Below are 25,457 nucleotides of genomic sequence, written 5' to 3' on the forward strand. Positions count from 1 at the left end.
GTGCGGGATTTTTTCTGGTGCTTTCGTTATCTATGGGAGACAGTATGTACATCAAACGCAATTCTGCCGATGAATTGATTGCAATAAGTAAGGAGACAAGTGCCGATTTTACTGAGACCCTGGATGACGATGCTCCGGAGTTATTGGCATTTTTGCAACAGGCAAAATCAGCTCAGCAATTGGCGCTCGAACAGACTGACCAAACCATGGCGCGGGTTTTGGAAGATGTGGTGAATTTATTGGTGGAACAGGGCGTAATTCGTTTTACCGATCTGCCGGATGCAGCGCAACATAAATTGCTGAATCGTCGCGAGTTGCGCGGTAAGCGTCAGGGTATTGAATTGCTTGATGATGGTGACAATTTGCGTTTGTAGTCTTCGCGTAATGTGTACTTGCTATATTATTTTTTAAATCGGCATTGAATAAATCAATGCCGATTTTTCCTAAAATGATCAGGTAATTTGTGGGCCAGTCAGGCCATCCACACCAATTTTTATGAGTGTTTGCTGTTCTGCTGCACTCATTACACCCTCTGCAATCATTTCAATACCGAGCGAGTGCCCGAGGGTACACAAACTTTGCACAAAGGTTTGGTTAGTGGTATTAGCATGAATATCGCGAATAATTGCACTGTCAATTTTCAGGTATCCCAATCCCATATCTTGCAATTTGCTAAATTGGGTAAATTCCAGCCCTACGTGTTCAATACCAATTTTGCAACCTAACGCGCGCAGGCGTGCCGCAAATGCGCGCAACTCTTCCACGTGGCGCAGCACACAAATCTCCGGAAACTCCAGCCATAAAAATTTTGCGTTTTGCGGTTCTGCCAATAACAGCGCAATGGTTTGTTCGCGAAAATGTGCGCTGCACAGTGAAGCAGCGGATAGATTGATTGCAAGCGGCCCGGATGCGTGGCCAAGTTGCGTTAACGCTAATTTGAGCACTGCGAGATCTACATCGGGCATCAGTCCCAAGCGTACTGCCCAAGGTATAAAGTAACCGGCAGGTTTTAATTCATTGTCCAAATATAAACGCACAGCGGTTTCTTCGTGAAGTAAATCGCCGCTGGCATCGCGCACGGGAAATTTCGCCAATGTAATTCCCTGTGTTACCAGACTGGTAGTGATGGCATCACGCCATTCGGTTAAATTATGTTGCACATAATCCGGCTGGCTATTTTCAATGGTAATAACTGCACGGTTTCCTTTCAGTTCTGCTTGAGCCAGCCCACCATCCAATTTATGCAGTATTTCATTGCGCTTGCTGTCGTTGTTAAAGCTGCATAAGGCTAGCGGCAGCGCAATTTTATCAAAGCTGCCAGCAATTAATTGGAAGTTGAGCTTTTGCGAAATATCGATACTGAGAATATCGATGGGGATGTCGGTCGGGATAAGTAAAGTGAAATCACTACCGTTTAACCGTCCCGCATAACTATCAGGATATTTGTCCTGGATATCGCTGAATACATCAGCAATCGCACGTAACAATTGGTCAACTTGTTGGTGGCCCAATTGATTGTTGAGCTCATTCAAATTCATAACGCGCGCAAGTACAATTACACCTCGCGCTTGTGAGTCTTCACGGGTGAGATGGGTATCCAGCAAATTTAAAAAGTGGCTGCGGTTGGCGAGGCCGGTCAGCGAATCGGTTTGCGATTCGCGCCTGAGTAATTCAAGTTGGCGCGCTTCCTTATCCAACATGTGTTTAACACCTTGCGAGAGCGTATTCATGGCGCGCACCAGGCGCTGGAATTCTTTGGTTTTAGGTTCTTCAGAGATTATAAAACGACGCTCGCCAATGGCTTCGGCTTGACCTACTACCAAATCCAGTGGGCGCGAAATATATTTCAGAATAAAACTGCCAATCAAACCACTAAGCAAGGTTGCGATAACAAACCAATCGAGTAAATCGCGGGTATTTTTCCACAGCGCCTCTACCGCAAAGCGCGAGTGGCTTTTGACGATCAAGGTTCCCGCTTGTTGCCAACCATCCTGAACTTGGGCAATACCCGGCGTCGCATTAATATTCATGTATCGGCTAAACCACTGCGGTACCTGGTTGGACTCGGATTTAGCATCTTCAAAATTGCGTGCGACTATAGGTTGTTTATTGGCATCCTGAAAAATAATGTATTCGTAGTGGCCAGCATCAAATTGCGCTGTGATTAAAAGCTCCAGGGTGACAGGGTCTTTATCCGGCATTTGGGAAATCGATAACGCAAGTGAATTGGCGTTATCGATATTTTTTAGGCTCAATTGTTCCTGTAAATAATGTTTAGCGGTAATGGTGCTGATCACGAGGTTGCCAGCAAGCACCAGCAATAAGAGCAGGATAATACCAATCCACAATTGTTTAATTAATGACATGGTTGTTGCCTTTTAGCGTTTGTCTCTTTTAATGTGGGAAGCGAGCGCGAAGTGAGATTTTCCATTATTAAAATCCCTCCTCTTTGGCACGGGCGAGCAGGTCGCGCCAGCGTGACAAGCGCGCGGTTGGATCGGCGGGAGTGGCTTGGTTACCAACCCATAAACCCTCGCTGTTAAAACTGAATATCGGGCGCAAGTCGGGGCGCATAGTGGCAGGTTCGATGGTATCAACCAGACTATCCAAAATCACCGGTATTGCATTAGGTTCGGTGTAATAACCGAGCACCATGTGGGCCTGGAATATTTTGCTCTGCGGGCCACCGATCTGGGCTTTAACGTAGATCAGGCGTAATTGTTCATTGGAAAAGCCAAGTTGTAACAGGCTCAAATATTTTGCAATGGTGTAGTCCTCGCAATCACCCGCGCGTACGCCCATGGTTTCCAGCGGTGTGGCCCAATAATCACTTTTTTTCCAAACGAGTATATCGGTGGTATAGCGGATATTGTGATTAAAGAATCGATTGACCTGGCGCAATTTTTCGTCGTTAGTTTCTGGATTCGCGGTATCAAGCATTCGATTCCACGCCGCCAGCAATGCCACCCCGTCGCTGCCATAGCGAGCCTGCATAACCTGCTGTATTTTATGGGAATCAACATTGGCGCAGGCAATGAGTGAGAGTGCGAAACCCAACCCGAATCCAATCCCGGCACGGCTATAGTCGTGACCATGAACCAAGCCCCATCTCCTCTTAATACGAAGGTATAAACGCTTAAGCCATACCATAAGGTCGGCTCGCAGATGAGATGATTGCTGGGGTACGTTGGGCATGGATACCGGAAGCAGGGAAGTTAATGGGAATAACTATATTCCTTTTGAGTATAGTCAGGGTTTTGCAAAATGCGCCCAAAAAATTTACAAGAAGACTGTTTAAATTCAATCAGTTAGATGATTTTTGTAAAGAAAGGCAAGCGTGATTATAGTAGTGATGAGTTAATAACAATCGGGCGATAGAGCTACTCATTATTCCAACAGTACCCGATGCGATCAATTTTTGCCGAAGCTTATGGATATAAATAACGAATAATGATGTAACTGTTTACGAGCGACCTTCGCTAATATCAATCGGCACCTGATTTTTCATTTATAGTTTTTTAATATTCTCTGCATACGTATTCAGCGGTGTTTGCAAATCTGAATACGTATGCAGCACTTTGCTTGTTCGCGTTTTATCTCATCAAATGGCCTTTCCAATAAAATAAATAAAGGAAAGACCGTTATGAAACACAAACTCATTCTCCTCTCATTTTTGCTGATCAGTTCAGCAAGCGCACAAGCAGACTGGTTTCTGCGTGGCACGCATAACAACTGGGCGGCAACCCAAATGAATGCGGCAGGAACCAACACGATGGAAGTAACCAACATTGTTTTCTCATCGGCTGGAAGCATTAAATTTGATCGCTATGGAAATTGGGCTGAAAGTTACGGTGTTGGTGGGCTCAACGGCAGTAATATTCCGGTCGCAGCAGGAACCTGGAATATTAAATTTTATACCGATACAAAAAACTGGAATATTTCTTCAGTAAGTGCGGCGGCAAATTATCATTTGCGCGGTACTTTTAATGCATGGGCTGAAGGAACATTATTGGTTCGTGTTGGCACAACAGATGTTTACGAAAGCTGTCAGCAATTTGTTGGCGGTGATGCAACTGGCGGTCCGCGTTTTAAAATCGATCCCAACGGAGGTTGGGGCAGTGATGCAGTTCCCGCTGCTGACTACACAGTCACCGCAGGTTGGGTAAAAATATCTTTCAATAGCACCAATAAAGTGATTAGCACACAACAAAATCTTCCTGCCAATTGTGGGGTAGCAACATCAAGTTCTGCTGCTTCAAGTTCAACGCTGCCCAGTTCAGCAGCATCAAGCTCTGCAATTTCCTCCTTGATCACCGCTAGTTCATCAAGTTTACCTTCAACTCCTTTCCATTTGCGCGGAACTCATAATGGATGGGCTGAAGGTGATTTGTTTAGCACTGCTGCGGGTGCTAATCAGTTGGAAATATGTCGCAACTTTAGTACAGGTGATGCGAATGGTGGGCCGCGTTTTAAAGTGGATCCTAATGGGGCTTGGGGCAGTGATGCATTTCCTGCTGCCGATCAGGCCGCGAATGGTTGGACCAAAATTACTATTAATACACTTACCCGTTCCATCGTTAATGTAACTATGAATCTGTCTGCGAATTGCGGTGCAGCGAGTTCAAGCTCGATAGCATCCTCGCTCAGCAGTAGTTCAGTTAGTAGTGTCATTCCTGCAGATGATTTCCGTGCACGGACTATGTACTTTTTGTTTGTGGATCGTTTTGCCAATGGCAATAGTGCCAATGACAATGGTTCAAATGCCGGTGCAACGTCAACTACTAAATCAGCCGGTACCCAAAGCGAGTGGAAAAAATACTGGGGTGGTGACATCGCCGGTCTGATTTCAAAACTTGATTATTTGCAATCACTTGGTGTAACTGCAATCTGGGTAACACCACTTGTTGATAATATTAATGTTGGCAATGAGGGCGGTTATCACGGTTACTGGGCGCGTGATTTTTATGCGGTAGACGAACATCTGGGTGATTGGGCTTTGGTCGATGAGCTTGATGCACAAATGGAAGCGCGCGGCATGAAGTTGGTACTGGATATTGCGCTCAATCATTCGAATCAGGATGATCAATATGAATTTGGTGCCCTTTATAAAGAAGGTGCTTTTATTACGGATTTCGCTGGTGGTAAAGGAACCTGGTACCACGCTAACGGCGCAATTTCTGATTGCAATGATACCAATCCTGCAACTACCTGTAATGGCGAGTGGGATGATCCATGGTCATTCCGTAATAAGAGTTTGTTTAACCTGACTGATTTTAATCACGGTACCAACACTAACTCACTTGCAGACCAATATTTAATTGATGCTGCACTCAAGTGGATGGATCACGGTGTTGATGCTTTCCGTATCGATGCGATCAAACATATTGAGCCTTCATTTATTAATCGGTTCAGTGCAGCAGTGCGCGCGAAAAAAGCGGACACTTATATTTTTGGTGAGTGGTATAACGCAGGTGCTGGCGATTCTGTTTCGATGGCATTCCTTAACGAGCGCCGTGGATCTGAATTGCTTGATTTTAAACTGCGTGATGCAATTGAAAATGCAATCGCAGGTAATATCACCATGATTAATCTCAGCAGCCATATTGCTTCACGTGCAGGTGCAATGAATGGATTTGAAGATTGGCAAGCAATCTTCCTTGACAATCATGATGCCACACGCACAAGTGTGTATTTGCAAACTACGGGCACAACTAACCGTGGAGTAGGCAAGGGGATGACCAAAAGCTTCGCTGATGCACGTCAAAATGTGGGGATGGCATTGGTGATGACCTTGCCGGGTATACCTACGATTTATTATGGAACAGAACAGAACTCTACCTGGTTTACGCCGAATGGTGATGGCCAGGTAGGGCATGATCCCTATAATCGCGAGCAAATGCCATCCTTCAGTCAAAGTACGGCTGCATTTAGTTTGATTAACTCGCTCTCAACGTTGCGCAAAAATAGTATCGCTATTCAACGCGGTAGTTATGCCGAGCGTTGGAGCACAGCAGATATTTTGGTGTTCCAGCGTCAAGAAGGCAACGATTGCGCCGTGGTAGCAGTGAACCGTGGTTTGGCAGCCAGTATTACCGTACCCAATCTATGCTTGGCAAACGCTGCTTACACCAGTGTTGTTGGCACTGATGTGGTGAATATTACGAATGGCAGTGGGGTATTTAATCTATCGCAAAATGAAGTGGTGGTGTTGCACTGAGTTAATCGAATCCGATCACCTGCGCTGTTGTAAGTTAAAAAGGGCATCCATGGATGCCCTTTTTATTTCTATCTACCGTTCTTTTTATCTATTGATAGGAATCTAACCGGTTAAATTTTTGGAACTATTAGCAGGAGAAGTACTTTTTACATTAAAGATAGTCAATTTAACAAAGCGAATAGCGCGTGACGATAGCGGCTGCATTTTGTCGCTTAAAGTATTATAACAAAAAAGGATAAATCTAAATTTTTTATTCGATAGATGTGATATACGCTGTCACTTTCCCGATAAAGTGTGATTTATTTGGCAATGTCTTAGCGTATAAATTCGCGGAGAGTTTTGATGACAATATCGGCCTTGTTATTGCAGGAATTGGTTTCGACTATCTTCCCTACATAAGCTTGATATTCAAATTTGCACTGGTGGAAATTCAACGTCGGGACAGAGAAAGGTGTTGCAGATTGTCTGTATATCTGAAGAATGGACAGTACGACTATCGAACATGCATGGGATCTCTGTCTCACATGCATTTAATTCATGTTATTGAGTATATACAGACTGCGTCAAAATGATTATGTTATGATCGAATCAAGAGCAGTGCGTACGACCTGAAATGATTTTTAGTGCTCACTGCAAGGATTACTTATTAATTTCAACATGTACCTAATGGTGTAAGGAGCGACTTAAATGATTCAGCTACAACGCAACTACAATGCTGGTAATAACCTGAATGATGGCGAGCCAGCCCAACCCTACGTTCGCTCTTATGAAGAGTATCTTTCGTTAGCGAGTATCCCTCATTGTGACGGGGTTTCTGCTCGTGTTGTCAACGCACTACATTTACGTGTGGGTCATACCGACCTATCGATAGAGCAAATTGCCTCAGATCTGAATTTAACCAAACGCACACTGCAGCGCCGTTTGCAAAGCCAAAATACCAACTTTGCTCAGTTGCGCGATGATCTTCGGTTCCACTATGCGATCAAGTATTTGATTAATGAAAATATGAGCGTGGATCTTGTGTCCCGCGCGTTGGATTTTTCTGATCGCACCAGCTTCACCAACGCATTTAAACGTTGGACGGGTTTATCGCCAAGCACATTTCGCAAGTTGTTCAGAGACTACGTTTAATACGGGCGTAGGGCGAAAAGGGGCTCTGTTTAATGCAGTACCCCTATAGGGATTTTGATGGTAGTGTCTGCCGTCTCAGCCATCTCTGGAACAAGGGCACAATAATAATTCACAACGCCTTGAATATGTGTTGCAGGGTGAATGCACGTTATGGCATCCACAATTCCAGGTTCATAAAAACCGTCAGCTGTTTGAAATAAAGGTACAAACTTGCGTGACTCCAGTGCAGCGCAAAGCTCTTGCGGTGCTCCTTCTTCCAATAAAATTTGCAGATGCTCTGCAATATCCTCTTCCGTGTATATGACACACGAAAAATTATTTTGGTTTCGAGTTCGTAGTGCGAAGCGGGATGGGTTGCTGAGGTAATAATATTCAACTACACCTAAAGATTCACAAGTGTCCTGAAAATAACGTGCTAGCTGTGGATCTGCAAAAAATGGCGTCCCGCTGTCGATGGCTTCTGTTTTCAGGCTGCTTGATAACTCGTTAAAGTAAGCATGTTGTAGTTGATGTATGGCGACCTCTAAATCCTGAAGCATATTTTCATCATTTTTCTTAAGATAATAATGAATAGTATTGCTATTGAAGGCCCTCACTGCATCAGCTGGGGTAGCATGGCCGGTTAAGAGGATTCTTTTGATGGATGAGTTTTTTATCTTTTCGCAAAATTCAATGCCATTCATGGTCGGCATTGAGTAATCAACCACCAATACTGAAATCTCCTTTATCCTCATTTCATCAAAACGTTTTACATTTTGATGGGTAAGAACCCGCTTAACCCAGGCATCTGAATCCCCTTGCGGTTTTGGTTTTTCATCATTGGCGACGAGGCTAGCTTCGCGTTGGGATTCATTTATATATCTTAATGCCAGCTCGGCATTATCAAATGACTTAACATTGAATCGATTGGCGAACGCCATAGATAGCGTCTCCAAAAACTCATGATTGTCATCGACAAACACAAGCTGCGTAGGATAAAAATAAAGAGGAATTTTAGATTTCACGCCCTGAATCCCGGAAATATATATAAAGCATAATAGCTCATATTAATACGTACGGGGTATTGTAAGTCAATTAGCGGAAGTTTAGATGTACGAAATAGTGCCAAGTCTATGCCTGGTTTGACACATAACTTAGCCAAATCGATTATTTTTCCTTATTGGTTAACAAATTAAAAAAGCCTAAAAGGAGAATGGGCCTAAAGAGTATTTCTTTTCTCTACCATGTAATTGGCACGTCTTTCTGCCAATTCATCTTTTGTTTTTTCTGAGTTCTCATCTTCATAAGCGATTTGCGAGGCAAAAAAACAAAGAGTAAACTCTGATCCTTTGGTAGGTTCGCTTTTTACGTCAATACGAGCATTGTGCTCATCGACAATACGCTTAATTGCTTGCATTCCAATTCCATTGCCAAATTTTTTAATGCTAACACCAGGCTCCCATAAACTTGAAAGCTGCTTTTCTGTCATCCCTATACCATTGTCTGCGATGGAAAAATAAACATTGCCATTTTCAAGCCACGATCTTACTTTAATGGTGAGATCTTCACCTTGTTGACGAGCTTCAGCGGCATTTTTAATTAAATTAATTAGCAGGATTTTTAGATCTTCCGCATCACCCTTTATTTTAGGAATACCCCCTAACTCGTACTCTATCTTGTCAAAGGATGCTTCAAACAAATAGAGACAATCTTGAACTAACGTCTCTAATGCACAGGATTGAATGCGGCGTTTATAATTTCCACCCAATATGCCCGCCATTGTTGCAATGAGTTTGGATCCGCGCTCGACTTGAGATAAAACAATGTCCCGTTGTTTCTCTCTGTCGTAGATATCGTTGGACAGGATGCCGTCGATAATAGCGAAAGGTGCCTTGATATCATGATGATAGTGGCTCATTAAACTAAGCATTGAGAGTGTCTTCTTGGCTTCCCCTAGCTGGTCGTGCATGTTGCTTAGGCGAATTAAACGATTTAATACTTGTCCTAGCTCAGATTTTAACCACTCAAATATTTTAAGGTCGTCGTAGCGATAGTAGGAAACGTTAGTAGGATTACCTACCAATACTATCCCCAGAACTTTATTTTCTGAGAAGACAGGGAAGCATAAAAGTGCATTATATTTTTCCATTTCATATTGCAATTCACTTGGCATTTCGTCTGCCATAATCAATTGAGTCTGCTGGGTGCAATATTCTACAAGCTGATTTTTTTCAGCAATACGTTTCAAGGTTAAGCTATTTTGATCGTAATTGTTTTCGTCGGCAGACGGATCATTTTCATGTTGTATCATCAATACTTTATAGTTATTTAATTTAAGTGTCTTCAGTAGAAGGTGATCCAGTACTTCGATCATCATCGAAAAATTAATCGAGTTTCTTAATTCATTTTCTGTATCTATTTTTACTTGATCAAAGTCATATCCATTTTTAACTAGAATTTTTTTTGCGTTGGGTAAAATCCATTTTAGTAGTCTTGGGTAGCTTTCCAAGATTACTGCAACAAAGAGTAATAATACGAATATACTGCCGTTTGAGTCAGTGTGGTCACCAACGATTGATGTCACAACAAAATATAACCAAACAAAAAATCCTAACAAAATGGCTTTCGATAGGCCGACGCTTAAAGCAAATCTAAAATCCATCAAGTTGTGTTGAACGGTTGAGTAAAATAGTAAAGCTACAAATACAATATTGGTGATGGAACCAACAAAACGTGATAAATAAAATTCGCTTGGCATGGAGTATAAGCCTAAGCCCCCACCAATAAAGCTTGCACAGAGCGTTATGAAGAGCCATTTTAATCTTTGCTTTTCTCGATATGAGGATGTCTTATAGGAAGTTAGAACAAGACCTATAGATCCACCAAAGGACCAGACAAAATTAACTAGAAATAGATAATAAAATGAGTCAATTGCAGGAAGGTAACCTCCATCAACCTCTTTCAAGGTTGATGGAAAGATAAATGCATTTGCAATGGACAGCGTAACGCTCACAATAAGACCGGGAATAACCACAAACTTTTTGAATCTTTGTGAGCGGCTACCTACTAAACGCCAGGTTAAAAATGCAAAGGTTGTAGGGATAAAAAACATACCCCAGCGTGTTATATGAAACCAAATGTTTAGGACATCTATGTTTTTTACTACAGTGAGTAAATATAACTCTAAAGACCAGATCCCTAAACTGAAAACCGTGAATGCAAGTGCTTTTGCTGCCGGATTTCCCTTCTTGGAAAAGGCAAGAATCCCGACCGCTATATCAATAATTGCCGTAATTAGGTACTGGATCATTGTGTGTCTCTACCACATTAACTTTGCTTCTAATGAAGTTCCTCGACCACTCAACGTCAGTACAGGCCATAAGCACTGTTTTAAAAGACAGATGAGGGTAGGACTTCGATTCAGAAATCTGCTTGCAACCTAACATTTTATAAAATCGAACATGTGCAGGGCGAACCGCCAAGAGAATACTTGAGGCGCCTCTATTTATTGCCTCTTCTACCATTGTTCCTATCAGTAGCATGCGCGCCTCAACTCCGCCTTTACGTTGAAAAAATGGCGCGATTACAAATTTATTAACTTCAATAAAAGTATTTTCATAACCAATGTGAGTTCTAATTTCTTCATCAAAAATTTCCATAACGGGCACGGTGTGACCGTCGTTTGGATTGAATTCACAAATCCGCATTGACCCTATGGCATTATTCCGATGATATGCAAGAAAACAAGTGCTGTTAGGTTTGTCATCGTATTCATCAATAAACTGTAATGATGAGTTTTCTTCAATGTATTGCTCAGCACTATAGCTTTTGTAACGCATAGAATACACCCTGTCCAGCATAGGACCTTTAGCTACGGCAGTGAAATATTCGCTTTGACGGTTTTCTTGGGTTTTAAGGGCGGTGGTAAACATATGAAACCTCTGTAATTAAGTTTTAATTTGCGGAATTGAAGATGAAAAAAATGCGCCAGGATGTTTTATGCGCCAATGGGTTTTCACGGCACCAAAATAGGCTCTCAAGCTGGCGCCAAAGTCCATTATGCTCAAAAAATATGCGATCTAAAACAACACTTTAAAAGTTCATAAGTAAGTGGTTGAATGGTGCGACTTAGTTGGCTATTTGTGATTTACTTATTGAGCCAGAAGAAGATGCACCCTTTAATTACAAAAACGATTGCAAAATTCACATTGTTAGCAACCTTCCTGGTAGGTGAGTGTTGAGAAAGCGGAGTTAATGGGTAATGACAGATAGGCCAAGTGAACGAAATGATGCAGATACAGATAGTGCTGCTACGCTCTTCCATGACATCGCAACCCCACTGGTAATTGCAAAAATGAAAGCTGAACTTTTGGCTAAACATTTACCTGATTTGATTAGGGGAGCGGCAGCTTCGCCAGAGTTGCGTCACCTGGTGCCGGAAGACGCAAAGTTAATTGATGCATTAGTACACTCACCCGAAATAATGGTTTCCAATTTGGCGATTGTGCAAAAGAAAATTAATTTGTTGTCTGCATCCATGCATCATCAAACTAATAGTTTTGTCAGTACCTCGGTAGAGGATTTGGCGGGAATTGTCCCCGACTCCCGCTCCGGGGCGCAGACAAATGCATCGGCCAGAATCTCGGTAATCAAGACAATCTTATTAGTTGACGATGAAGCTATTCATCGCGATATAGGTGAGAGCTTGTTAGCGCCACACTACGCCATAGACTTTGCCAAAAATGGATTGGAAGCGCTCAGCATGTGCGAGCAGAAACACTATGATCTTATCCTTATGGATTTGCACATGCCGAAAATGAACGGCGAGCAGGCAACGGCAGAGCTACGGACCCGTATCAACAGTGAGACGATTATTGTCGGTTTGACAAGTTTGCCGATAGGTGCAAACCGATCCGGGTTGCTTGCCAGAGGGTTTACTGATTTTCTTGAAAAACCACTAAGCTTGCAGGGCTTACAAAATTTATTGCGATCCCATTCTCGCCATGCGTGATATCAATCTAATAATAACCTTTATAACCAGAGTCAATTATTCATGGGCATAATAATTAGAAAAAATACGCCTCCCGGAATTTTCTGCGTCATTGGTTTTGTTTTTATCGCCATTTATGGTTCACCGGTATGGGCGCAAAATGCAAAGAGCCTTGTCATTGAAGAGGTTGTTGTCACGGCGCAAATGCGCGAAGAAAATGCCCAGTCAATTCCAATGGCGATGGGAGCTTACGATAAAAAATTTATCGACCAGGTAGGCGCCAGTTCGTTAACAGAAATGGAAGCCGCGATTCCGAATATCAATTTTGGTGCTGGTGATAGAAGCTCGCGCGGCGAAATTGCTATCCGGGGAATCGGTGATTATTCGCGTAATATTGGTACCAATGCGCGGGTGGCTGTTTATGTTGATGGTGTATTGACAGGACGATCCTCCAGTTTTGACCAAAGCTTGCTGGATGTTGCCCATGTTGAAATATTGCGTGGACCGCAGGGCACCCTTTCTGGTACTAATGCGGTAGCTGGAGCAATCAATATTATTACGCAAAAGCCGGAAGATCAGCTCAAGGCAGAGCTATTGGCCAATACCGGTAATTACGATTTACATTCGCTCACCGGAAAAATTAATTTACCGATCAGTCCTGATTTTTTTGCAAGTTTGTTGATCGGGTCGGCCCGTCAAGATGGTTATATTAATAACATTACCCTTCATCGTGATCTCAAGGGTGTCGATAGGGATGTGGCAAAACTGAAGTTGCGCTATGTCGGCATAGAAAATTTAATGCTGGATGTGGGATTTGACTATTTAAGTGATGACGCAAAATCGACTAATGCAGAAGCGCTTTCCAATGGCGTGCCTTACGAGGTTGCTCACAATGCAGATGAGTATGAGCGTCGCAAACTCAAAGGTGCCACGATTGAGGCCTCTTACGAGACTGCTGATAACTTCCGTTGGACATCCATCACTGGTATTCGCGCAAGTGAGCATAGCGAGCTAAGCGAAGAGGATTATTCACCGCTGGATGTAGCAACCAGTTTATTCGATGAGAAAAATGATCAACTTAGCCAGGAGTTCAGGCTTACCTCTCCCAAAGGAGAGAACAGTGATTATGTTATTGGCCTTTATTTATTAGACCAGGATATTTCAACGCAAAGAAGTGCGATTACTGGAGCCATGTTTCGCCCAGCGCCCAACGCTTCGATCCAAACTCCTGCTTCAGCCGAGGTGCGATCCGTTTCACTGTACATGCACGGAAACTATTACTTCGATTCGCGCTGGAGTGTGACTGGCGGAATTCGTTTTGTTCATGAAGCAAAAGAAATCGACTTCTCCAGCATTGATACCATAGGTTTGTTTGTTGATGTCGATCACCTTCGCGACAAGAAAGGCTTCAACGAGCCGCTGCCTAAATTCGGAATTAACTTCCACCTGACTCCGGACAGCTTGCTTTATACCAGCGTCGCCCGTGGTTACAAGAGCGGGGGGTGGAATGCAGATTTCATTACCACACTGGAGCATTTCCAATTCAACCCCGAATATGCGATGAATTATGAACTGGGGGCAAAATCTGCCTTCTTTGATAAACGGCTCACGTTCAATATTTCTGGATTCGTAACAAAATTTGATGACTTCCAGGTATTTCAGTTTGTTCCGACCCAATCGTCCGGCACGGTTTTGTCACTCACCAATGCAGGTAAGGTGACTAGCCAAGGGGTGGAAATGGATATGAAGGCAATGCTGAGCGAAAACCTGAGTATGAGTTTTAATACTGCTTTTACCCAGGCGCGATTCGATGAGTTTAAGGATGGCGGGGGTTTGGGAGTCGATTATGACGATAATTATCTGCCTTATGCACCTAAAAAAGCTTACTTTGTGGCGCTTGATTACAGCAAGCCAGTATTCGCTCAATGGGATTTATACGGGCATATTGACTATGGCTATACCGGTGACTACTTCTCCAACCCCAATAACTCAACAAGTAATACCATCTCATCGCATTACGTGGCCAATGCACGTTTGGGGATAAACCTGGATGCGCAATGGGATATCTCGCTCTGGGTTAAAAACCTTACCAATGAAACTAATTTACGGCAGTGTTCTGTCTCATTTCTGGGCGTACGAAGGGGCTTATACAATCCACCCCGTACTTACGGACTGGAACTGAAATACCGCTTCAATTGAGTTTTGGTGTCATCTTTTAACATATCCCTATCTATCAACGCTCTTAGCAACCCGGATTAGCCAGCTAATCCGGTTCTTTTTTATTTACATTGCTGACTTTAAAAGCACTAATCCGGTCAACTAAAAATATTCAAAAAGGCTCTTGCAAATATTTGCTGTGCGGCGCATAGTATTTACTGTGTATTGCATAGTATATGAGGCACAGTATGGCAGAAGAACAGTTTGAAAAGCTCAGGCAAGAGTTGCGACGGGGGATTTTGGTGCTGGCGGTCTTGGGATCTTTGCGGGCACCGCACTACGGATATTCCCTGCGCAAGCAATTGCAAGATGCAGGTTTGGATATAGATGAGGGGACGCTTTATCCCTTGGTGCGCCGTCTGGCAGACCAGGGATTATTAACCAGTGAATGGCAGCAAGGGGAAGGACGTGAGCGTCGCTATTACCAATTATCCCCGGAGGGTGCCGGCTTGTTGGAAAGCCTGAGCGCTGAGTGGCTGCAATTAAATAATCATGTGAGCAAGATATTGGAGGCCGGAAATGGAGCTGATTGATCGTTATGTTTATGCGGTTGGACAAGCTTTACCTGAAAGTCGCCGCGACGAAATTACCCGTGAGTTGCGCGCTAATATCCTCGATAAACTGGAAGCTATTGCGGAAGAGCAAGGGCGTGAACCCAGCGAAGCAGAAGTGGCTGAGGTATTAAAAGTGCTCGGTCATCCGCAAAAGGTGGCGGGCAGTTTTTTAACGGGACAGCAGTTGGTGAGCGCAGAGTTGTTTCCTGTCTACAGACGAGCGTTGCACTACGGCTTGATCCTGGTTTTTATTCTCGCGCTGATTCAATTCGGCGTTCATCTGCTGAATAGCGGGGATTTGGCGATAGGCAACTTTTTCTACGAGATCATAGGAAAGGCGCTGATTATGTTTGCCTCAGTGACCGGAGTGTTTTATTTGCTGAGTAACCCGGTGGGTGGCAAACCTTATTTCGATCCCTACAAATGCTGGGCGCCGGAAAAATTACCACCGGTGACCCGCGGTTGGCAGCGAATTAGCGCTTGTGAACAGAGCATTGATTTCGCTGCAGATTTGTTTTTCCTGCTGCTACTGAATTACGCTTTGTGGATTCCATCGGGGCAACTGGCGAACTTAAGCATCGCTTTTGCCGAGCCGGTGCAGCAATGGATTCCGATATTGTCGGCGATAGTGATCGTATCGCTACTATTCGACCTGTGGAAACTGATTTATCGCTACTGGACAGCGGTTACATTAGTACTTGAGGCGGTGATCAATTTTGCCATCGCTCTACCTTTGCTGCTGATCAGCCGTATTGAGCCGCTGGTGGTTGATACTTCTGTCGCGCAGGAGCATATGGAAGCGCTGAAAATTGGTAATGAAGTGATCGGGATAGGATTATTCTGGGTTGGGATCTGGCTGATCTTTATGGCTGGATGGAGCATATATCGCGCCTGGCAGATATCCAGATAATGATCATCGTCCTGAATTGCGGGTGATTGGCATAACAAAATATAAAGTGGGACGATTCCTGGCATAAATGGAAGCCCTGATGTGAGCTGGTTTGCAGCGTTCGAATGCTGCAAACCAGGCAAACCAAAATATTTTCCCCTCTCGTTATCAACCGAACGCTCGTTGGGTTATTTCTGTGGACACTGTACCTGTCTTAATCGGCCACCGCGCTAGCGGGAATAAGACAGAGAACGACTACAGCAACTAATAACACTAATTAGTTAGTTAACAGTCAGCAATAACTACAGAACAGTAAACCAATAACCATAACGATGCAGGTAATACCATGAAAACTCCCTTGCGGTACATTACCCAAGGCGCTTTGGCGCTGGGTGTTGGTCTCACCATGACTGCCCCCGCTTTTGCGCAAACTACACCTATCTGGTCGGACGAATTCAACGGGACGCGAATCGACAATACCATTTGGTCCTATAAAGTCGGCGGTGACGGTAACGGCAATGGCGAATTGCAGTACTACACCGCCTCCAGCAACAACTCTTATATTGAAGATGGCAAGCTTGTCATCGAAGCAAGACGTGAAGCCTACGAAGGCAACCAATTTACTTCGGCGCGCCTGCACACCAATGGCCGTATGTCATTCAAATACGGCACCCTTGAAGCGCGCATAAAATTGCCGCGCATGGATAACGGTCTGTGGCCCGCATTCTGGATGCTGGGTACTAACTTCGGTTTGGATGGCTGGCCGAAATCCGGTGAATGGGACATCCTTGAGGCGGGTTATAAATCTGCGCAAACCAATGGCACTGTTAACAAATCCGTCTCAGCGGCATTGCACTGGTGGCATGAAACCGGAACCTGGAGCGATTGGCTGCAAGCTGACCATGCAGAATCCACTACGCTGCCGGTAAATCTGTACGAGGATTACCACACCTACAAACTGGATTGGACACCGACCAATGTGACTATCAGCGTGGATGGTAATCCTTACTTCAACATGGACATCACCGACCCGAACATGTCGGAATTCCGCGATAACCCCGCGTCAATCATTTTGAATTTGGCGGTAGGTGGCTGGAATTTTGTGGAGATCACCGATCCTGCGCAAATCACAGCACCTTTCCCCGGAAAAATGTATGTGGACTACGTGCGTCTTTACGCCAATGAAAATACTGAGCTGCACATCGCCAATGACAATTTGCCGAGCGGCAATTTTGGTATCAGCACCGAGACCACGCCGGTATTGAACGAGTTGAACTGGGGCGACCGCACCAGTTTGTATGTGTGGAACAACATGACCACCATTGCCACTACACCGTCTGAAGGTAGCGGCGCTTTGGCCTATTCGATTGCTGCTGGCGATTGGTGGGGTATGGGCTTGGTGCACAAGGACCAAAATCTGCGCAATTACAAACACGGTTATCTGCATTTGGACATCAAAACCAACTCCAACAGCAGTTTCAGTATTGGTCTCGCCAGTACATCCGGTGGTGATGGTAAAGTCGATTTTAATGAAGGTGGAGATCAATACGGCCTCACCCGCGATGGCGAATGGCATCACGTAGCGATTCCGCTCAGCAAGTTCGGCAACCTCGATTTTGAGACCATAAAAACCCTGTTCAGCGTGTTTGGCCCTGGCCCGGCTGCACCGATGGAAATTGCCTTCGATAATATTTACTTAACCGAAAGCATCGCATTGCAAGCGCCGGAATTTGGCAACTTCGGTATTTATACCGAAACCCCCGCGCATAAAAATGCCGGTGAATTTGCCTTTGGTGTGAGCGGTGATTTGTTCCTGTGGGATGAAACGCTCACGCTGGAAAATGGCACCAATAAAGAAGGTAATTCTGCATTACATTTAAAATCAACCGGCAAGGGTTGGTACGGTATGGGTTTAACCGCGCGCGATGGTTTTAACCTCACCGCGTTTGATAATGCCGATGCAAAATTGCATTTTTCAATGAAGACTTCCCACACTGGCGATTTCCAAATCGGTTTCAAAAGCGGGCCACTCAATAACATCGGCCAGAAGTGGATTAACTTCAAAGCCGGCAATGATCCTTACGGTTTTGTGCGCGATGGACAATGGCATGACATTGTTATCCCGATGAGCGAAATTGCAAAAGACCTGGATTTGTTTGATGTGCGTCAGCTGTTGCAAGTGCTCGGCACCGGTGAAACTGCTGGTATCAGTATTGATGATGTTTATCTCTCCGGCGGCCAGGCAGCAAAGAATCCCGGTACCGATGGTGCTGTCGTTAATCGTGCACCTTCAGCTGCAATTAAAACCTCAATCCCCGGTGGCATTGCTCCAGCAATTATTACATTTGATGGCTCCAAGTCAGTTGATGTAAACGGCGATACTTTGACTTACACCTGGGACTTTGGTGATGGCACTACCGGCACCGGCGTTACTGTAAATCACACTTACGTTAACGAAGGTTCTTATCACGTGTCATTGACTGTGAGTGATGGTGAGCTTAATTCGGTTGCGAGAGCTTTTGTATTTGTCGACAGAGATTTCAACAATGCAAAAAGCCAAAAGCGCGGTCTGGGCTACGGTACGCACTCGCTTGAAGATATGGCGGTGATGTCAAAAGGCATCAGCTGGTGGTACAACTGGAGTATCAAACCGGATTTGTCGATTCAAAATGTGTACCAGCAATACGGCGTAGAATTTGTGCCTATGGCATGGAACGGCAATTTCAATGATGCGGAATTGCGTGCGTATATTGCATCGCATCCGGATGTAAAATATATCCTCGCGTTTAACGAACCTAACTTTATTGATCAAGCAAACATGACACCGTCACAGGCTGTTGCGCAGTGGCCACGTCTTGAAGCGATTGCCAATGAATTCGGTTTGAAAATTGTCAGCGTGGCGATGAACTATTGCGGTAATTGTGTTACTGAAAACGGTACCACTTATTACAGCCCATTCGATTATTTTGACGATTTCTTTAAGCTCTGCCCAACTTGTAAAGTGGATGCGCTTTCTATTCACGCTTATATGCCGGATGTAAATGGTATTGAGTGGTACGTGAATGAATTCAAGAAATACGGCAAGCCAATCTGGATGACTGAATTCTCCGCGTGGGAAACTGTGAAAACGCTGGATGATCAAAAGCGCATGCTGATTCAAGTGGTCGATTCATTTGAAAACAATCCGGATATGCAGCGCTACGCCTGGTTTACCGGTCGTCGTAACGGCCATCCATTTAATGGCTTGTTTGATTATCGTCAATCCGGAGTGTTGACCGAGCTTGGCAGCATTTATGTAAACATGCCATTGCACGGTGATGCCAGCAAACACACCTTACCTAAAGTGGTTCAAGCAGAAAATTACGCAGCGCGTAATGGCTTACGTGTTGAAGAAACTAAAGATACTTCCGGTTTCCTCAACCTGAGTGATGTAGGTGCCGGTGCTTGGGTGGAATACAATGTGACAGGTGCGGCGAATACTTACGATTTGTTGGTACGTTTGGCGAGCGAAACAGCGGGCACAATTAATGTGCTGGTTGATGGTGTACAAACTGCGGTGATTAATGTTCCTGCTACCGGTAATTTACAAGTCTGGTCAAATGCGGCTGCTAAATTAACCTTACCAGCGGGTGCACACAAACTGCGTTTGGTATTCAATCAAAGCACCAATGTAAACTGGATTAAATTCACTGTTGCTGGTACTGGCAGTTCAAGCGTAGGCAGCTCGTCTTCAACAAGCTCAAGTAGCATTGCACCTTCTTCATCGTCAGTGAGAAGCTCAAGCAGTATTGTGCCTTCGTCGTCTTCGGTGCAAAGTTCAAGCAGTGTTGCAACAACATCGTCAGTTGTTCCTTCTTCTAAATCATCTGCGTCGGTTTCAAGTTCCAGCAGTGTGGTTGTAACCCCGGTGGGCAACCTTGCGTTGAATCGCCCGGCTGTTGCATCAACAACTGAAGGTGCAGCGTGGGCTGCAAGCAATGCATTCGATGCGAGCGCAACAACCCGTTGGGCAAGTACAGCAGTTGATCCAACCTGGATTATGGTGGACCTGGGAGCAGTCTACAGTTTCAACCAGGTTGTTCTGCAATGGGAAGCAGCCTACGGTAAAAGCTATGCAATCCAAACCTCTACCAATGGCACAAGCTGGAATACCATTTATGAAACTACTACTGGCATCGGCGGTAAAGAAACACTTGCTGTAACGGGTAACGGTCGCTATGTGCGTTTGTACGGCACTGCGCGTGGTACTGGCTACGGTTATTCACTGTTTGATTTCCAGGTGAATAATATTGCTGTTGTATCCAGTTCAAGTGTTGCTGTGGTTTCGTCATCAAAGAGTTCTGCAAGTAGTGTTGCGCCAAGCTCGGTTGCGAGTTCAGTAGCAAACTCATCGAAGAGTTCTGTGGCAAGTTCAATTACGAGTTCAGTTGCCAGCTCATCGGCAAACCTGGCGTTGAACCGTCCTGCTGTGGCATCCACCACACAAGATGGTTTGCCTGTCGCGCAAGCATTTGATGGCAATGCCAACACCCGTTGGGGCAGTGCGTGGAATAATGCTGAGTGGATTTATGTTGACCTCGGTGCGAATTACGCGATCAATAAAGTTGTGCTGAACTGGGAAGGTGCTTACGGCAAAGGTTATGAAATTCAAACTTCTAACGATGCTGTTACCTGGACCAAAATTTACGGCACTACTAACGGCAACGGTGGCGTTGAAACATTGAATGTTGTTGGCACCGGTCGTTATGTGCGGATGTTCGGGGTAGAGCGTGGTACTGGCTACGGTTATTCGCTCTATGAATTTGCCGTTTACGGTACACCGGCAATTGCGGGCAACAAGGCATTAAATAAACCTGCTACTGCCTCTACCAGCGAAGGTGCCGGCACTGCAGCAAGCTTTGCAGTTGATGGCAATACCAACACTCGCTGGAGCAGCCAGTTCAGTGATGGGCAATGGATCTACGTTGATTTGGGCAGTGTAACGAGTATTAACGGCGTAACCCTGAAATGGGAAGGCGCTTATGCAAAAGCCTACAACATTCAGGTCTCTAATGATGCAACTACCTGGGCTACTGTAAAAGCTGAAACTAATAGCGATGGTGGATTTGATGACCATCTGCTTTCAGCTAGCGGCCGTTACGTGCGTATCCTCAGCGTAACTCGCGCTACTGGTTACGGTATTTCACTGTGGGATTTTGAAGTTTACTAATACACAAAAATAGCTCTGGAGAAACTTCAGCCGCGCGCAAGCAATTGCGCGCGGTTTTTTGTTTGTGAAGCTTCATGTCCAGCCCAATATCATAAACTGCTTAGAAAAACGGTTTGCGATGCAGGGAATACCTTCATATAGAAGGACTTACTTGCGGGCGATTATTATGTACTGGCTTTCGTCATTTGGAAAAAGACAGGGTGATGGTGGTACGATGATGAAGAAATTATCGCTGGGTTTTGGTGAGAATAAGATGGTTACGTTGTTTGCAAATTAAATGTGAAGCAAGTATTGATAGAAATTATGGAGGGCAAACCAATGCAAATAACCAATAAATTACCCCCTACGCAATGTGCCGGCATGACTGATATCCGCGAAGAAATTGATCTGCTGGATAGAGCGATCATTCAACTGATCGGAAAGCGCTATCAATATGTACAAGCTGCAGCCAAATTCAAAACTTCCGAAACTGCCGTGCGTGCACCTGAACGTTTCAACGCCATGTTATTGCAACGTCGTGAATGGGCGCAGGAACAGGATTTGAATCCGGATGTGATTGAGAAATTGTATTCAGATTTGGTGAATTATTTTATTCAGGAGGAAATGGAGCGTTGGAAAGAATGAAAGATGTAGGTTATAAAAATTCCCCATAGCTTCTGCGTTCCCAAGCGGAGCTTGGGAACGAGTGGTAGTCATTTCATAAGTAACACGTATGGGATCTAACGAAATGCGGGATTGATTCAATTCAACCATTCGCCGCTCAATGCGGCAAATGCTCATGCCGATATTCCGATGGCGTCTGCCCTACGTGTTTCTTGAAGAAGGTATTGAATACCGACTTGCTGTTAAAGCCGACATCCAGATAAATATGGGTGATGGTTTTGGATTTTTGTTTAGGGTCGGCAAGCATCTTCTTTGCTTCTTCAATACGATAACGATTAATAAATTCGTAGAAGTTACTATCGAAATGGCGGTTGAATACCAGCGATAAATCGCGCGATGGAATCTCCAGTATTTCTGCCAGCATATCCAGGGTAATGTCGGCTTGTAGATAGGGTTTGTGTTCGCGCATGGCAATGTCTATTTTTTCAGCAAAGCCAGCATTGAGTAATTTTTCTTCGGATGGTTTTTTATGGTGATCCCTTTGTTTGACTGCAACGAAACCGGAGAAGTAACGGATGCTGGTAAATACCAGCGCGAGTACCAGGATAAAGACTACGTAGTAGCCGGTTAACCCAATCACTTCAAACCAGTGGGGATGGAAGCCGATAAACAGGTGCAACAGTTTTGCGCAGGCGAGGGCAGCCTCGGTAACGGTGATGATCAGGAAGCCGATGACCAGTGAAATCAACCAGCGGATATCAATTCGCTCAATATTGGAGTGAGTGGTTTTTAATTGGTTACGATACTTTGCAATTAACAATAAAGACGCAACGCAATAACCTATACGGGTTGCTTTGCATAAAAAATCCACAATGAGGTACATAGGGCTGTAGACGTAAATATCGTCGTCGATCAGTAGTACCCGCTCTTCCAATGTATGGCTATAAAAAGTCAGGCCTAAAAATAATGCAAACAAACCGAGCGGGATCAGATGCAGGCTATCGCGTTTATGCAGGCTGAAGTCGTGATAGACCAATGACTTGATATAGAAGTAGAGCAGCGCGGCGTCCAGATAATAGCCAAAGCCTATCCATAAAAAGAGGCGCGGATAATTATCCAGCGCGATCATCTTAAAATCCGCGCCCCACAGCACCAATTCATGTAAGGGAATAAACGCATGGGCGAGCAAAAAAGCAGCGAGGAAGTAATTGCTTTTATTGTCCGGTGGATTGGTGACAAGGAGCAAAACGGCGAAGCAGGCACATTGCAGTGCCGTCATCATCAATACCAAATCATGGATATTAAATACAGTTTCATTCATGGTTTTTAATTATTAATCTTGTATGAGTTATTGTTGTATTTTTGGTTTGTGCCAAAAAGGTTATGGTACAAGTGGTCGATTATAGTGAGGTCTCTATGGGCAATTATATTCCAAGCCGGGTGGTGTACCTAAATAAAAATGACTAAATTTTCCTATTGGTTAATTATTTCCATAGTAGTACTCCTATCCCGCTTATGACAGAAAATACCGCCTTAACCTACATAAATCAGACTAACTAAAAACGAGAAACAATTCTTTACATCCGGTGACAGCTTGTTTTTCAAACGCTAAGTTATTGAACTGCATAGGGATTTATCTTATTGGTCAGGCTTCCCACTTGTCCCGGTAGTGAATATGGGAAATGCTTGAACAAAACCACTGTTTATTCGAACGCACTTTTACGATGCCTCCACTAGTATTTCGGCAAATATTTGCCAAACCAGCTTTGCTTTGGCCTTTAGTATTGTTTTATCAAAAAAATTAATAAGAGGTATGCGTTCCGTGAAAACAAAAAGGTCTGTGAATATAAAAAAGCTGGCTACATCTCTCTGTTGGGGTCTGTCCAGTATTTTGCTCCTGGGATCTTCAATTGCAAGTGCCCAAGGGTATTTACGTGCGGATGGCCAATTCATTGTGAACGAACAAGGTGAACAAGTCCTGTTGCGTGGAATGGGGTTGGGCGGTTGGATGTTGCAAGAAGGTTACATGCTCAAGCTTGGCAACCTCGGTCAACAACATGTGATGCGTGCAAAAATAGAAGAATTGATCGGTGCCGAAGCGACGCAGGAATTTTATGATGCTTGGCTTGCCAACCATACGACCAAAGCCGATATCGATGCGATGGCGAAGTGGGGCTTTAATTCTGTGCGCCTGCCCATGCATTACAACCTTTATACCTTGCCGGTTGAGCAGGAGCCAATAAAAGGCCAGAACACTTGGCTGGAGCAAGGTTTTGCCATGACCGACCAACTGATCACCTGGGCAAAAGCCAATAATATGTACGTAATCCTGGATCTGCATGCGGCACCGGGTGGGCAGGGAAATGATTTAGCCATTTCTGATCGCAATCCCAATACGCCGTCACTCTGGCAGAGCGAAGCCAACCAGCAAAAAATGATCGAGCTGTGGCGCAAACTGGCGCAACGCTACGTCAATGAACCTACCGTCGGTGCCTATGACATTATCAATGAACCTAACTGGGGCTTTGAAAATGCGGCGGACAAAAATGGTTGTAAAGAAACCAAAAATGAACCGCTTAAAAAATTGATGGTGGATGTGACCAATGCGATTCGTTCGGTGGATACCAAACATCTGATTATTATCGAAGGTAATTGTTGGGGTAATAATTACGCCGGTGTGCTGCCCCAATGGGATAACAACATGGCACTGAGTTTCCACAAGTATTGGAACAATAATACCGTCGGCGATATCAAGACCCATTTGGAGTTACGCCAAAAATACAATATCCCCATTTGGTTGGGCGAGTCCGGCGAGAATTCAAACGTCTGGTTTACCGATGCAATTGCGTTAGTGGAATCGCAAGGTATTGGTTGGGCGTGGTGGCCGCTGAAAAAGCTCGGTTTTAATAATCCGTTGGAAGTAAAACCCAATGCCGGTTATCTCGCATTGGTGGATTATTGGAATGGCAAAGGCGAAAAACCATCAGCAAAAGAGGCGAAAAAAGCGCTGATGCAATTAGCCAATCACGATATTAATTTTGCCAACAATATCCAGCATCCGGAAGTGATTGATGCCATGTTCCGCCAGCCGCATTCCACCTTGAACCTTCCGTTTAAGGAGCATCGGATTGGTAAATCCGGCGGCACTATTGCGGCAGTTGATTACGATACGGGGCGCAGCGGTTATGCTTACTTCGATAAAGATTTTGCCAATTATCATGTCTCTACTGGCGGCGAACGCACGCCGTGGAATCGCGGCACTACTTATCGCAATGAAGGGGTTGATATCGCATTCGATCCAGCGAAAAAATCCCATTTTATCGACAGCATCGAAACCGGGGAATGGACGGAATACACCGTTGAAGTTGATAAGGCAGGTGTCTATAAATTATCTGCTAAAGCAAACTCAGCTGTGGCGACAGGGCGTATAGGCGTGAGTGTTAATAACGAAATACTCGCCGTTGACGCACCAGTTGCCCAGTCTGATAAGTGGCTATTGACTTCACTTGCCAATGTAAAATTGCAGCAAGGTACTAACAAAATTCGCATTTATGCCAAAGCCGGCGGCTACAATTTATTGTCGCTGCAACTAAAGAATTAAACTGCACGTCTCCAGCTAAATCGTTTATCGATTAATGCTATTTTCGGGAGCCAATTGGCTCCCTTTT

Annotated in this window: 16 protein-coding genes; 10 read left to right on the forward strand and 6 right to left on the reverse strand. The window is 44.5% G+C overall.

Going from position 1 to position 25,457, the window contains the following annotated elements; genetic code table 11:
• The first annotated feature begins 44 nt into the window (after positions 1–44).
• Positions 45–374 carry a hypothetical protein gene (locus AC1RJL_RS04270; RefSeq protein ID WP_492911497.1) on the forward strand — a complete coding sequence of 110 codons (330 nt, stop codon included), beginning with the start codon at positions 45–47 and terminating at the stop codon, positions 372–374.
• A gap of 78 nt (positions 375–452) precedes the next feature.
• Here the strand turns inward: AC1RJL_RS04270 and AC1RJL_RS04275 are convergent, their stop codons facing one another.
• Positions 453–2,366 (reverse strand): bifunctional diguanylate cyclase/phosphodiesterase, encoded by a 1,914-nt coding sequence (locus AC1RJL_RS04275; protein ID WP_492911498.1) that lies wholly within the window; start codon positions 2,364–2,366, stop codon positions 453–455.
• 67 nt (positions 2,367–2,433) lie between these two features.
• Positions 2,434–3,102 (reverse strand): transglutaminase-like cysteine peptidase, encoded by a 669-nt coding sequence (locus tag AC1RJL_RS04280; protein WP_492911499.1) that lies wholly within the window; start codon positions 3,100–3,102, stop codon positions 2,434–2,436.
• Between the two features lie 541 nt (positions 3,103–3,643).
• On the opposite strand from AC1RJL_RS04280, the gene AC1RJL_RS04285 reads away from it, so the two are divergent.
• Together AC1RJL_RS04285 and AC1RJL_RS04290 are read left to right on the forward strand one after the other, a co-directional pair.
• Positions 3,644–6,217 carry an alpha-amylase family glycosyl hydrolase gene (locus AC1RJL_RS04285; RefSeq protein ID WP_492911500.1) on the forward strand — a complete coding sequence of 858 codons (2,574 nt, stop codon included), beginning with the start codon at positions 3,644–3,646 and terminating at the stop codon, positions 6,215–6,217.
• A gap of 687 nt (positions 6,218–6,904) precedes the next feature.
• Complete coding sequence (locus AC1RJL_RS04290; RefSeq protein WP_492911501.1) at positions 6,905–7,348, forward strand: helix-turn-helix domain-containing protein; 444 nt, start codon at positions 6,905–6,907, stop codon at positions 7,346–7,348.
• A 29-nt stretch (positions 7,349–7,377) separates the two neighbouring features.
• On the opposite strand, the gene AC1RJL_RS04295 is transcribed toward AC1RJL_RS04290, so the two are convergent.
• From AC1RJL_RS04295 to AC1RJL_RS04305, 3 genes are all read right to left on the reverse strand, one after another.
• On the reverse strand, positions 7,378–8,352 hold the full coding sequence (locus tag AC1RJL_RS04295; protein ID WP_492911502.1) for a response regulator: 975 nt from the start codon (positions 8,350–8,352) through the stop codon (positions 7,378–7,380).
• A gap of 194 nt (positions 8,353–8,546) precedes the next feature.
• Positions 8,547–10,637: an ATP-binding protein gene (locus AC1RJL_RS04300; RefSeq protein ID WP_492911503.1), complete on the reverse strand. Its 2,091-nt coding sequence runs from the start codon at positions 10,635–10,637 to the stop codon at positions 8,547–8,549.
• Positions 10,606–11,259 (reverse strand): GNAT family N-acetyltransferase, encoded by a 654-nt coding sequence (locus AC1RJL_RS04305; protein WP_492911504.1) that lies wholly within the window; start codon positions 11,257–11,259, stop codon positions 10,606–10,608. The genes AC1RJL_RS04300 and AC1RJL_RS04305 overlap by 32 nt, the downstream gene beginning before the upstream one ends.
• Before the next feature lie 329 nt (positions 11,260–11,588).
• Between AC1RJL_RS04305 and AC1RJL_RS04310 the strand changes: the two genes are divergently transcribed.
• The 6 genes from AC1RJL_RS04310 to AC1RJL_RS04335 all read left to right on the forward strand — a co-directional run bounded on the left by AC1RJL_RS04310 (position 11,589) and on the right by AC1RJL_RS04335 (position 21,810).
• Positions 11,589–12,338 carry a response regulator gene (locus tag AC1RJL_RS04310; RefSeq protein ID WP_492911505.1) on the forward strand — a complete coding sequence of 250 codons (750 nt, stop codon included), beginning with the start codon at positions 11,589–11,591 and terminating at the stop codon, positions 12,336–12,338.
• A gap of 42 nt (positions 12,339–12,380) precedes the next feature.
• Positions 12,381–14,516: a TonB-dependent receptor gene (locus AC1RJL_RS04315; protein WP_492911506.1), complete on the forward strand. Its 2,136-nt coding sequence runs from the start codon at positions 12,381–12,383 to the stop codon at positions 14,514–14,516.
• Between the two features lie 206 nt (positions 14,517–14,722).
• Entirely contained in the window at positions 14,723–15,067 is a 345-nt protein-coding gene (locus tag AC1RJL_RS04320; RefSeq protein ID WP_492911507.1) for a PadR family transcriptional regulator, read from the forward strand.
• Positions 15,054–15,998, forward strand: a complete 945-nt coding sequence (locus tag AC1RJL_RS04325) for a hypothetical protein (RefSeq protein ID WP_492911508.1) — start codon at positions 15,054–15,056, stop codon at positions 15,996–15,998. Before AC1RJL_RS04320 ends, AC1RJL_RS04325 begins: the two co-directional genes overlap by 14 nt.
• 325 nt (positions 15,999–16,323) lie before the next feature.
• Entirely contained in the window at positions 16,324–21,186 is a 4,863-nt protein-coding gene (locus tag AC1RJL_RS04330) for a discoidin domain-containing protein (RefSeq protein ID WP_492911509.1), read from the forward strand.
• A 318-nt stretch (positions 21,187–21,504) separates the two neighbouring features.
• Positions 21,505–21,810 (forward strand): isochorismate lyase, encoded by a 306-nt coding sequence (locus tag AC1RJL_RS04335; protein ID WP_492911510.1) that lies wholly within the window; start codon positions 21,505–21,507, stop codon positions 21,808–21,810.
• A gap of 136 nt (positions 21,811–21,946) precedes the next feature.
• On the opposite strand, the gene AC1RJL_RS04340 is transcribed toward AC1RJL_RS04335, so the two are convergent.
• Positions 21,947–23,110: an AraC family transcriptional regulator gene (locus AC1RJL_RS04340; RefSeq protein ID WP_492911511.1), complete on the reverse strand. Its 1,164-nt coding sequence runs from the start codon at positions 23,108–23,110 to the stop codon at positions 21,947–21,949.
• Between the two features lie 519 nt (positions 23,111–23,629).
• Here AC1RJL_RS04340 and AC1RJL_RS04345 point away from each other — a divergent pair.
• Positions 23,630–25,390 carry a cellulase family glycosylhydrolase gene (locus AC1RJL_RS04345; protein WP_492911512.1) on the forward strand — a complete coding sequence of 587 codons (1,761 nt, stop codon included), beginning with the start codon at positions 23,630–23,632 and terminating at the stop codon, positions 25,388–25,390.
• Positions 25,391–25,457 lie beyond the last annotated feature (67 nt).

This window comes from Cellvibrio sp. GW822-FHT04B05 (assembly GCF_058800985.1).